At 38.6% G+C, this 10,588-nt stretch carries 14 protein-coding genes and 1 pseudogene; all 15 read left to right on the forward strand.

Annotated elements, in window-relative coordinates; translation table 11 throughout:
• Positions 1-106, forward strand: a pseudogene (locus tag ACNART_RS17530) (lysis protein); the annotation flags it as partial.
• A gap of 532 nt (positions 107-638) precedes the next feature.
• On the forward strand, positions 639-1,061 hold the full coding sequence (locus tag ACNART_RS17535) for a hypothetical protein (RefSeq protein ID WP_129586838.1): 423 nt from the start codon (positions 639-641) through the stop codon (positions 1,059-1,061).
• Positions 1,062-2,405: 1,344 nt separating this feature from the next.
• Positions 2,406-2,549, forward strand: a complete 144-nt coding sequence (locus ACNART_RS17540) for a hypothetical protein (RefSeq protein WP_235366030.1) — start codon at positions 2,406-2,408, stop codon at positions 2,547-2,549.
• Positions 2,550-2,752: 203 nt separating this feature from the next.
• Positions 2,753-3,103 (forward strand): HNH endonuclease, encoded by a 351-nt coding sequence (locus ACNART_RS17545; protein WP_196558688.1) that lies wholly within the window; start codon positions 2,753-2,755, stop codon positions 3,101-3,103.
• Positions 3,104-3,194: 91 nt separating this feature from the next.
• Entirely contained in the window at positions 3,195-3,500 is a 306-nt protein-coding gene (locus ACNART_RS17550; protein WP_161729126.1) for a hypothetical protein, read from the forward strand.
• A 186-nt stretch (positions 3,501-3,686) separates the two neighbouring features.
• Positions 3,687-4,181, forward strand: a complete 495-nt coding sequence (locus ACNART_RS17555) for a phage terminase small subunit P27 family (protein WP_286429478.1) — start codon at positions 3,687-3,689, stop codon at positions 4,179-4,181.
• Positions 4,178-5,908 (forward strand): terminase large subunit, encoded by a 1,731-nt coding sequence (locus ACNART_RS17560; protein ID WP_416303659.1) that lies wholly within the window; start codon positions 4,178-4,180, stop codon positions 5,906-5,908. Before ACNART_RS17555 ends, ACNART_RS17560 begins: the two co-directional genes overlap by 4 nt.
• A gap of 9 nt (positions 5,909-5,917) precedes the next feature.
• Positions 5,918-6,097, forward strand: coding sequence for a hypothetical protein (locus ACNART_RS17565; RefSeq protein ID WP_049212495.1), 180 nt, complete (start codon positions 5,918-5,920; stop codon positions 6,095-6,097).
• On the forward strand, positions 6,097-7,326 hold the full coding sequence (locus tag ACNART_RS17570) for a phage portal protein (protein ID WP_416303660.1): 1,230 nt from the start codon (positions 6,097-6,099) through the stop codon (positions 7,324-7,326). The genes ACNART_RS17565 and ACNART_RS17570 overlap by 1 nt, the downstream gene beginning before the upstream one ends.
• Entirely contained in the window at positions 7,304-7,948 is a 645-nt protein-coding gene (locus ACNART_RS17575) for an HK97 family phage prohead protease (protein WP_173668544.1), read from the forward strand. The genes ACNART_RS17570 and ACNART_RS17575 overlap by 23 nt, the downstream gene beginning before the upstream one ends.
• 13 nt (positions 7,949-7,961) lie before the next feature.
• Positions 7,962-9,170, forward strand: a complete 1,209-nt coding sequence (locus ACNART_RS17580) for a phage major capsid protein (protein WP_311747543.1) — start codon at positions 7,962-7,964, stop codon at positions 9,168-9,170.
• Between the two features lie 81 nt (positions 9,171-9,251).
• The gene (locus ACNART_RS17585; RefSeq protein ID WP_049212482.1) at positions 9,252-9,560 is read left to right on the forward strand and encodes a head-tail connector protein; all 309 of its coding nucleotides are present in this window, start codon (positions 9,252-9,254) and stop codon (positions 9,558-9,560) included.
• A complete protein-coding gene (locus ACNART_RS17590; RefSeq protein WP_416303661.1) occupies positions 9,557-9,892 on the forward strand; it encodes a phage head closure protein in 336 nt (111 codons plus the stop codon). The genes ACNART_RS17585 and ACNART_RS17590 overlap by 4 nt, the downstream gene beginning before the upstream one ends.
• Positions 9,876-10,349 (forward strand): HK97-gp10 family putative phage morphogenesis protein, encoded by a 474-nt coding sequence (locus ACNART_RS17595; protein WP_416303662.1) that lies wholly within the window; start codon positions 9,876-9,878, stop codon positions 10,347-10,349. Before ACNART_RS17590 ends, ACNART_RS17595 begins: the two co-directional genes overlap by 17 nt.
• 5 nt (positions 10,350-10,354) lie before the next feature.
• The coding region (gene gp17, locus ACNART_RS17600; protein WP_416303663.1) for a tail completion protein gp17 at positions 10,355-10,588 on the forward strand (234 nt) is incomplete at its 3' end.

Raw genomic sequence — 10,588 nt, forward strand, 5'->3', positions numbered from 1 at the left:
AGACACCGCTATCCGAAATTATTGGTTACTCAGAGAGCGAATTGCAGAGTCAGAACGAGTGATTCTTGGGTTACAGGATTATATCAAACATGAATACTTAGAATAAAAAAATGCGCTCATGGTATAGAGCGCGAATAAAAAGTTATAAAAAATGAATTATGACGATATGTAGTATATTTATCTGTTTAATAAATTTCTAGTATCTAGTGTGAATTGTTAAGGAAAAATTAAGAGGAATGAAGGCATTCAAGAAAAAAGCCCAATATAAGAAATGGGCTAAACAGGAAAGGATATTAATCAATATTATGATCTTCTCTTAAGATATCATCAATTGTCATATAAATAAACGAATTAATCTAAATTACCACAATAAAAGGTTAAATTATTAAAAAATTAAATGGGATATCTCTGTATGATTGGAAGTAAGATAAAATTATTTTTATTTAATTTGGTTATGAAGATTAATGTTATATGCGGTGATCGAGTTTTAAAAATATAAATTTTTATACATTGATATTATGATTAAAATGAATTTTATATGATGAAATGATAGGGATTATAATTTCATTGAGAAATATTTGGATTATTTAATAATGATGTTATTCTAAAAGTAATAGAAAATACTATAAATTATTTTTATGAAAATGATAAATAAAATATTAATTATTATTACTCTGTTATCCTTATCAATTAATACTCAGGCATTAATGGAAAGAACTCTAGTTACAACGGCAACATATGAATCTTATGTTGCATGTGTTGCAGCGAAAGAGGATATAGCGTTTGATAATGTTTATCTTTTAATGCATAACAATAGAAATAAAGTAAACAGTGAAGGTGATCAAATACCATTATCTTTTAACCCTAGGTTTGATACTGAGTTACTTCAACATTATCATTTAATTTATGAACTTACAAAAGATGAGAGAATGGTGGATTGTGATATGTTTGCAAGCATTATTTATGATTCTTTGAAAGAGGAGTTTGATGTTTGTGATATGGGAGAATATTCACCTATGGGTAAAAAATATGAGGATGTTGTGTTATCTTTATTAAAATAGAAAGAATATTTTAGTATTTTATAAATTATATTGGATATAAATGTCTGAAATTGAGTTATATAAAATGGACTGAAATACTCAAATTACTAATCACTATAAGTATAGTGATGTTAATAAAGTATAACTCAGATAAACATATCAACCTTATTTTTGATTAGTTGTCTTTAGAAAGTTAGATATGGAATAAAAAAAGCCCCATGAGTTTGAGTTCATAGGGCGGCTGAAATGAAGCAACAATAAACATGTGTCAATTATACTGTTATTTCTGCATGATGCCAAGAAAAATATTGTATTTTGATTGTTTAACATACAGTTGTTATCAGATATTCTCTACGAATATCACTACGTTGCTATTTGGGGCATAACAAGCAATGCTAGTTATAGAGAAAGGAAGATAAGAAATATCCAACATAATCTCCATCAGTTTTGATTGCTGGTGGCTTTTTAATTGAAAGATATTATAAACAAGCTTTATCTTTATAGCTGCTGATTAGTAAATGAGGGGATACTAATATTATTGTTGAATTTGATATTTAGTGCTACTTTTAATAAGAAAAGCCCTTCATATCTATATGAACGAAAGGCTAAGTAGAACAAAATATCAATTTAATGATAAATATAGCGATACTATTATGCATAACTTTTTTAAGTATAATTACTAATTTGAGTTTAGCAAATTGTTTAGAAAAAAACCCCCTGTAAGCTAGGATAATTACAGGGGTGACAATAAAGCTAAAATACAGAGTCTAATCAGTGTGCCCAAAGGAAGACACTAAGTCTCATAGATAGAAGTAACTTATACGTTGTATAAGTTGCTAAGCATATATACTTGCTTAATATGTTTCTAGTGTTTAGATCAAAGATTAGATAAGTAACCTTATGATTTTTAATGGATACTAAAAATATTGGGTTAGAAATCGTTATTTATGAGGTTTTATGGTTAAGAATTATCTGTGATAACTTGTTTATTTTTTCATTGAGTAGATTCAGTGCCAAAAAATATCAGGTAACAGAGAATAGAATGTAAAGGCTACTTTATGAATAAAAAAACGCCTCGGGAGAGAGGCGAAAAACGGCGTTATAATTAACATATCATCAAGAAAAATATTAACTGATAAATTTTGATTCGTAAACTTAAATTATTAATTTATAAATAATTTTTTGTATGATTCTTGTGCAATATCTAAAATATCATATCTGTCTAGGTTTATAATGAAGATAGGTATTATCGTAACCAATTTTCATGTTGCATCAATAGTTAAATGAAAAAGAAGCCGGATCACAAAGATTGTGCGTATTTTTAAAAATGCTAGTTGATGGCATGATTTATAAAGGTATTAAGCTATGTGGCAAAAGTGCATTGATAAAGGTGAATTGTATCAAGGCACATTGGGTATGCAGTTAGCTGCTATTTTATATGTAGCGTCGCGTTGTCGCTGTTCTTATTACATTAACGATGACATGTCCTTCTTCACATTGAGTATGTAAGAGAAATCAAAAACAACGAATACCGCCGTTTTGTTATTTTTCGGTCATTATCAGCAACGTCAGCTGTAGGTAGAAGAAGGGGCGTGACGATGGAGAGACATCAATATATTTAATTCTACAAACGTCATTTATTTAGTGACGTTGATAGCGTTTATATAGATAGCCATCAGTTCATTGCTGGTGGCTTTTTTATAGGAGATAACATGCCACCCCGCATACCTCGCGCATGTCGTAAACAGGGATGCGCCAAGACAACAACAGAACGTAACGGTTACTGCGAAGATCATCAGAACTTAGGATGGGAAACTCATCAGCGCGGTAAGTCTCGTCATCAACGTGGTTATGGTACCCAATGGGATAAGTTACGAGTACGTATACTCAAGCGTGATAAGTATCTGTGCCAAGAATGCTTAAGAGCAGGACGAGCCACTGAAGCAAAAACAGTTGACCACATCATTGCTAAAGCACATGGGGGGACTGATGCAGAAGAGAACCTGCAGTCGTTATGCATTCCATGTCATAGAACTAAGACGGCAAGGGAAGGACATCAATGAAGCTACCTGATTTACCATTATCTCAGAATGAATACCAAACAACATTATTTGCAAAGGCTTATGCAGATAGCATCAAGGCATATCTCAATTAATGCAACTCAAGCGTAAACGAATACAAGCACAAGAAGAGTCAGCGCCTGAATGGTTTTTACGCATGGTAGATATCGACATAGACTACATACTTTTTCGTATAGAACAGCTTGAGCATTGGGGACATGATGATGACCCTAGAGTATTCGCATCAAATATACAACAGAGTATCCGCATTGCTATTGATATGGTATCTAACTTTTTAAATCCATCAAGAATGCTATGGGGAAGTGTTAAACGAACAGAGGCTTGGCTTGCTGATGGTTATAATGAGACAGAAGAGCAGGCGATAATCAGCAATGGCTAGGCTCATCGAAAAAGGTTTAAGTGCTTAGCTTCGTTTTTAGAAGGGGAGGGCGGGTCAAATCTCTACGGCTTTCATTGCTCCGTACCGCGCCCCCAATCGAATTTTTATACCCGCGAAAAATGAAATTAAAATGGCAATAAATGTTAAATTTTACTGATATTTTCCTGTCAATGAGGAGGCGTTTTTATGGCTGGCACGCCGGGCAAATCAGGTCGTCGCCCGAAGCCTATAGCCAGAAAAGAATTGGCTGGTAATCCGGGAAAACGAGCACTCAATAAAGACGAGCCGGTATTCACACCATTAAAAGGTGCATCGCCACCTGATTGGTTTATTGAGCATAATATTGATTTGGCTATTGTGATGTGGGATCTCACAGTGAAGGAGTTATGTGGGCAAGGTATCTTATGTATTACTGATCTTGCTGTGCTTGAGCGTTGGTGTGTTGCCTATCATATTTGGCGTAATTTGGTGATTGCAATCATGCGTGATGGTACTCGCTTAATTGGTGCAACGGGGGGGCCAGTAAAAAACCCTGATTTAACGGCAAAAAAAGAACAAGAAAGTGAAATGGATCGCACGGGCGCAATGTTGGGTTTAGATCCGAGTAGTCGTCAGCGATTAATTGGTCTTGCGGGGCAGAAAAAACAAGATAACCCCTTTATGAGGATTATTTCATCATGAGCCGTAAATCTTACCCGAACGTCAATGCGGCAAATCAATATGCGCGCGATGTGGTGCGTGGCAAGATTGTGGTATGCCAGTATGTGATTGATGCTTGTCAGCGACACATTGATGATATGGCGCAAGAAAAATCACGAAAATTTCGCTATCGATTTGATAAGGATTTAGCAGAACAAGCTGCAAAGTTTATTCAGTTATTGCCTCACACTAAAGGTGAGTGGGCATTTAAGCGTATGCCTATTACGTTAGAACCTTGGCAACTTTTTATTGTGTGTAGTGCCTTTGGGTGGGTACATAAAGGAACAAAACTTCGTCGCTTTCGTGAAGTGTATACCGAAATTCCGCGTAAAAATGGAAAATCAGCGATTTCGGCAGGGGTTGCGCTGTATTGCTTTACTTGTGATAACGAATTTGGCGCTGAAGTATATTCTGGGGCGACAACAGAAAAACAAGCTTGGGAGGTTTTTAGACCGGCTAAATTAATGTGTAAGCGCACTCCATTGTTAATAGAAGCTTTTGGGATTGAAGTTAATGCGAAAAATATGAACCGTCCAGAAGATGGGGCTCGGTTCGAACCATTAATTGGCAATCCTGGCGATGGACAATCACCACATTGTGCAATTGTTGATGAATACCATGAGCATGATTCTGATTCACTCTATACTACTATGTTAACGGGAATGGGGGCGAGACGACAGCCATTAATGTGGGCCATCACAACCGCAGGGTATAATATTGAAGGCCCTTGCTATGATAAACGTCGTGAAGTCATTGAAATGCTCAATGGGACTGTACCGAATGAAGAATTATTTGGGGTGATTTATACCGTTGATGAAGGTGATGATTGGACGGATCCTGAGATATTAAAAAAAGCAAATCCCAACATGGGAATATCGATTTACAGTGAATTCCTGATTAGTCAACAAAATCGTGCTAAAAACAACCCAAGACTGGCTAGTATATTTAAAACGAAACATTTGAATATTTGGGTTTCGGCTCGTTCGGCGTATTTCAATATGCTTAGTTGGCTAGAATGTGAAGATAAAACGCTAACCATAGAGATGTTTGAAGGGCAATCTTGTGTTCAAGCCCTCGATTTGGCGAGAAAACTGGATATGAACTCTCGTGTTAAGTTATTTACGCGAGATATTGAGGGTAAACGGCATTATTATTGCATCGCACCAAGCTTTTATGTGCCTTATGACTCAGTTTTTGGTGCAGATATTGAAAATCAACGCACGGCTGAGCGCTTTAAAAAATGGGTTGAAACGAAGCATTTAACATTAACTGATGGGGCTGAAATTGATTATCGCGTTATATTGGAAGATGCAAAAGCCGATAACCTTAGTAACCCTATCGATGAAAGTCCCATTGATCCCCATGGCGCAACCAATCTTTCTCATCATTTAGCGGATGAAGGGTTAAACCCTATTACTATCGTACAGAACTATACAAACATGTCAGATCCAATGAAAGAGCTTGAAGCAGCTATTGCTTCTGGACGTTTTCATCATGATGGTAACCCCATCATGACATGGTGTATTAGTAATGTTGTTGGCAAATTTTTGCCCGGTAATGATGATGTGGTGAGACCCATCAAAGAGCAAAACGAAAATAAAATTGACGGTGCGGTTGCACTGATCATGGCTATTGGGCGTGCAATGTTAAATGACCAAGAAGATACACTTTCCTCTATTCTAGCCTCCAGAGGTTTACGCTCTCTTTAAGGAAATTTTATGAAATTTTTAACCATAACAGCCTTATTGGTTGGGATTGCGGGCGCCTGTTTATTGTCATTTGGGGCTTGGTTAACCTATCCACCGATGGGGTATATGTGTGCTGGGGGATTATGTCTTTTTTGGTCATATCTTGTTTCAAAAGCACTTGGTCAATCTCGAAATAGCAAGGAGGAATAATGTTTTTTCCTACGTTATTTCAGAAATCTCGGAAAGTCATAACGCCATCAGAATTAAGCGAATTAATTGGATTGTCTTATGACACTTATTCTGGTCGAAGAGTGAGTACACAACTCGCTATGCAACTGACTTCTGTATTTAGTTGTGTTCGTGTTTTGGCAGAGTCGGTCGGTATGTTGCCATGTTCTTTATATGAACAGTTAGAAAGCGGAAATAAACGCGCGACCAAAGAAAGGTTGCATAAATTACTGGCGGTTAAGCCTAATAATTACATGACCCCACAAGAGCTTTGGGAACTATTAATTGCTTGTTTGTGTTTAAGAGGGAATTTTTATGCTTATAAGGTATACGCCTTAGGCGAAGTGGTTGAATTACTACCTCTTGATCCTAGTTGTGTCACGCCAAAATTAAATAACCAATGGGAGCCAGAGTATCAGGTGACATTTCCTAATGGTAAAAGTGAAACACTGACACAGCAGGAAATCTGGCATGTACGGATTTTTACCCTTGATGGTTTAGTGGGATTAAGTCCGATCGCCTATGCACGTCAAGCCATTGGGCTGGGGTTAGCCACCGAAGAGCATGGTGCGCGTTTATTTGGTAATGGTGCCGTAACAAGTGGTGTGCTTCAAACAGAGCAAGAGCTTTCAGATCTCGCATTTGACCGTTTAAAGCGTGATTTTGAGGAAAATCATCAAGGACTAACTAATGCGCATAAACCTTTGATTTTAGAAATGGGATTGAAATGGCAACAAATCAGCTTATCGGCCGAAGATGCGCAATTTCTTGAAACACGAAAGTTTCAGTTAGAGGAGATTTGCCGTATTTTTCGTGTTCCTCTTCATATGGTGCAAAACACCGATCGTGCCACATTCAATAATATTGAAAACTTGGGTATTGGTTTTATTAATTACTCACTTGTTCCCTACCTTATTCGTATAGAGCAACGCATTAATGCAGGACTGGTAAAAGCCAGTAAGCAAGGGACTTTTTATGCCAAATTTAATACTGGTGCTTTATTACGTGGTGACATGAAATCCCGATTTGAAGCCTACTCAACAGGTATTAACTGGGGGATTTATTCGCCTAATGAATGTCGAGAACTCGAAGAGTTAAATCCTCGTGAGGGGGGCGATATTTATCTCACACCGATGAACATGACCACTAAGCCAGAAACCCAAAAACAAGAGGAGAAAGCACATGCCGATGACGACCAAACAACGGCTTGATGTGCCATTGAAAATTAAGTCTGTTAGTGACTCTGGTGAGTTTGAAGGCTACGGCTCCGTTTTCGGGGTGAAAGACAGTTATGCCGATATTGTGATGCCGGGTGCTTTTCTTAATTCCCTGAGTCAGTGGAAAGAAAAAGGTGCGTTACCTGCCTTACTTTGGCAACACCAAATGGCCGAGCCTATTGGTATTTATACCGAAATGCGAGAGGACAGCACTGGGCTTTATGTAAAAGGGCGCTTATTAATTGATGACGACCCTTTAGCTAAACGTGCACATGCTCATATGAAGGCCGGATCGCTCTCCGGCCTTTCTATTGGTTACATTCTTAAAGATTATGAGTATGACCGCAGTAAAGATGCCTTTCTGCTGAAAGAAATCGATCTATGGGAAATCAGCTTAGTGACATTCCCTTCCAATGATGAAGCGCGAGTCAGTGATGTGAAGTCGGCATTTGCTCGTGGTGAATTACCCACACCAAAAAGTATTGAGCGAGTCCTGCGCGATGTTGGGCTTTCGCGAACACAAGCTAAGGCTTTTATGGCTAAAGGCTATGATGCACTTTCTCTGCGAGATGTTGAGCAAGAAGCATTAGAAACATTGAAATCGATTTTTAAATAATAAAGGAAAAATTATGGCTATTGATCATAAAGATGTCAGTGAAGTTGCGCAGGAATTAAAAAGTCAGTTTGACGAGTTTAAAAAGTCGAATGATAAACGTATTGAGGCAATTGAAGCTGAAAAAAGTAAATTATCAGCAACCGTTGATACCTTAAATGGCAAATTATCAGAGCTGGATGAATTAAAAAGTAATTTAGAGGCTGAATTAGCTTCAGTTAAACGTCCCGATAGTCGTGTGACGAATAAAGATGTCACTGAGCATAAAACCGCGTTTGAATTATTCGTGCGTAAAGGTACAGATGATGGGCTTGCAGAGTTAGAGCGCAAAGCGATGCAAGTCGGTTCAGATCCTGACGGTGGTTATGCGGTACCTGAAGAACTGGATCGTAATATCATTACGGCATTGCGTGATGAAGTGGTTATGCGTCAAGAGTGTCATGTGATTACGGTTGGCACAGAGAAGTTTAAACGTCTGATTAATCAAGGTGGCACAAATAGTGGATGGGTGGGAGAAGTGGATAAACGCCCTGAAACCAATACATCAAAACTCGCTTCTATTGAACCTTTTTGGGGTGAAATCTACGGTAACCCTGCCGCCACTCAAACCATGCTTGATGATGCCTTTTTTAATGTTGAGCAATTCATCACCAGTGAGTTAGCCACAGAATTTGCAGAGCAGGAAGAAGCGGTATTTACCCACGGTGACGGTATTAAAAAGCCTAAAGGCCTGTTGGCATACGGCAGTGACGATAAAGGCGATAAAGAACGTGAGTGGGGTAAGTTGCAGCATTTGTTATTGAAAAAACCGACAGAAATCACAGCGGATGAAATCATGAAATTAATTTACACCATGCGAAAGGTTTATCGTACAGGTGCTAAATTTATGATGAATAACAATACCTTATTCCAAGTTCGCACACTGAAAGATGCTCAAGGTAATTATTTGTGGCAACCCGGTCTGCAATTAGGGCAACCTTCAGCATTATTAGGGTATGGCATTGCAGAAAATGAGCAATTTGCGGATGTCTCTGCTGACGCTGTGCCGATTGCTTTTGGTAACTTCAACCGCTGTTACACTATTCTTGATCGTATTGGTGTTCGTATGTTACGTGACCCATACACCAACAAACCGTTTGTTCATTTTTACACAACAAAACGTGTTGGCGCTATGTTAGTTGACAGTAATGCTGTGAAGTTACTAAAAGCTGGAGCGGCGAAGTAGGTCTCGTGCTATTCATACCGTGCTTGATAGCCATTTTCATTCCCGCGATTTGGGATGATCGCGGGATATTAGGAGGGAGGAATGGCATTTCCAACTATCGAAGAGTTGAAACATCAATGTAATATCGATGGTGATTACGATAATAATTTGTTACAGCAGTATTTATCTGCCGCTATCGCTGAAGTGAAAAGATTAACAAATCGAAATTTGTATAGTGATTACGTTCCCGACAATGATCCCATGGGATTGCTTCTTACTGATGATATCAATTTGAGGCTTCGGCAAATGGTGGGTTTTTGGTATGAAAATCGTGAAGGGCAATCACTTCCAGAATCGTTATGTCATGCTTTGCGTGTATACCGGATCAGACCGATGCGAGGGCAATCATGAAAGCAGGGCGATTGCGTCATATCATTCATATTCAAAAATCAGTATTAGCACCCGGTGCCATCAGTGGCAGTGATGTGATTTGGACGGAGCATGCGACAAAAGTCCGTGCAGCGATCATGCCTTATCAAGGGCGAGAATATTTTCAAGCCCAGCAAGTACAAAGTGAGGCCACAACGCGAATTCTTATTCGCTATATTGCTGATATTGATACCTCGATGCGTATTGTATGGGGTAAGCGAATATTTAATATTATTTCGATTATTGACCCTTATGAGCGTCATCGTGAGCTTCAATTAATGTGCAAAGAGGGCGTGAATGATGGGGGAGATTAAAATCAGTGGATTGTCTGAACTCGCTCAACGAATGCAAGATATTGCCCGTAAAACCAAAAATCAAAGTGCGCGTAAGGCGATGAATGCAGGTGCTTCGGTGTTAAAGGAAGAAATCAAACATCGAGTGCCTATTCTTAAGGAAACGGTGCCGCATCGACGCAAGGGCACCATCAAGCGCAATATTCGTTCTAAAACGAAAGTACAGCGCAATGGGCAAGTCAAAACACGTATTTGGGTAAAATCATTATCGGGTAAAAAAGTGTCTGCCTTTAAGCAAGCAACGGGAAAAAGTGCAGCATTGAACCCAAATGATCCGTTTTATTGGTGGTTTGTCGAGTTTGGCACCGCCAAGATGCCCGCACAACCGTTTATGCGCCCCAGCTTTGAAGCGAAAAAGGAAGCGACGGCTAAAGTGATTGTTCAAACACTCAAAGAGGATATTGAAAAAGCAAGGTAGAGATCATGATACAGCAATTAAAAGAGACCCTTTCACCGCTTGTCGATGGAAGGGTTTTTTTTCAGGTATTACCTGAAGGCAAAGGGCATTATCCCGCCATTGTGATCCAGTTTGCCAGCATCACGCCTAACAGTGCGCTGGAGGATACGGATTTAGATAACTATCGCGTGCAACTTGATGTGTATGCGCTCCAGCCACAGCCCCTTATGGTCTTGCGTAAAAAAATCGAGGCTCAGATC

This window comes from Proteus sp. LHD240705 (genome assembly GCF_047921555.1).
Lineage (GTDB): Bacteria > Pseudomonadota > Gammaproteobacteria > Enterobacterales > Enterobacteriaceae > Proteus.

Bases quoted from the DNA above. Each gene is read 5' to 3' on its own strand.
- ACNART_RS17535 (WP_129586838.1), top strand. From the start codon at position 639: ATGAAAATGATAAATAAAATATTAATTATTATTACTCTGTTATCCTTA.
- ACNART_RS17540 (WP_235366030.1), top strand. From the start codon at position 2,406: ATGTGGCAAAAGTGCATTGATAAAGGTGAATTGTATCAAGGCACATTG.
- ACNART_RS17545 (WP_196558688.1), top strand. From the start codon at position 2,753: ATGCCACCCCGCATACCTCGCGCATGTCGTAAACAGGGATGCGCCAAG.
- ACNART_RS17550 (WP_161729126.1), top strand. From the start codon at position 3,195: ATGCAACTCAAGCGTAAACGAATACAAGCACAAGAAGAGTCAGCGCCT.
- ACNART_RS17555 (WP_286429478.1), top strand. From the start codon at position 3,687: ATGGCTGGCACGCCGGGCAAATCAGGTCGTCGCCCGAAGCCTATAGCC.
- ACNART_RS17560 (WP_416303659.1), top strand. From the start codon at position 4,178: ATGAGCCGTAAATCTTACCCGAACGTCAATGCGGCAAATCAATATGCG.
- ACNART_RS17565 (WP_049212495.1), top strand. From the start codon at position 5,918: ATGAAATTTTTAACCATAACAGCCTTATTGGTTGGGATTGCGGGCGCC.
- ACNART_RS17570 (WP_416303660.1), top strand. From the start codon at position 6,097: ATGTTTTTTCCTACGTTATTTCAGAAATCTCGGAAAGTCATAACGCCA.
- ACNART_RS17575 (WP_173668544.1), top strand. From the start codon at position 7,304: ATGACGACCAAACAACGGCTTGATGTGCCATTGAAAATTAAGTCTGTT.
- ACNART_RS17580 (WP_311747543.1), top strand. From the start codon at position 7,962: ATGGCTATTGATCATAAAGATGTCAGTGAAGTTGCGCAGGAATTAAAA.
- ACNART_RS17585 (WP_049212482.1), top strand. From the start codon at position 9,252: ATGGCATTTCCAACTATCGAAGAGTTGAAACATCAATGTAATATCGAT.
- ACNART_RS17590 (WP_416303661.1), top strand. From the start codon at position 9,557: ATGAAAGCAGGGCGATTGCGTCATATCATTCATATTCAAAAATCAGTA.
- ACNART_RS17595 (WP_416303662.1), top strand. From the start codon at position 9,876: ATGATGGGGGAGATTAAAATCAGTGGATTGTCTGAACTCGCTCAACGA.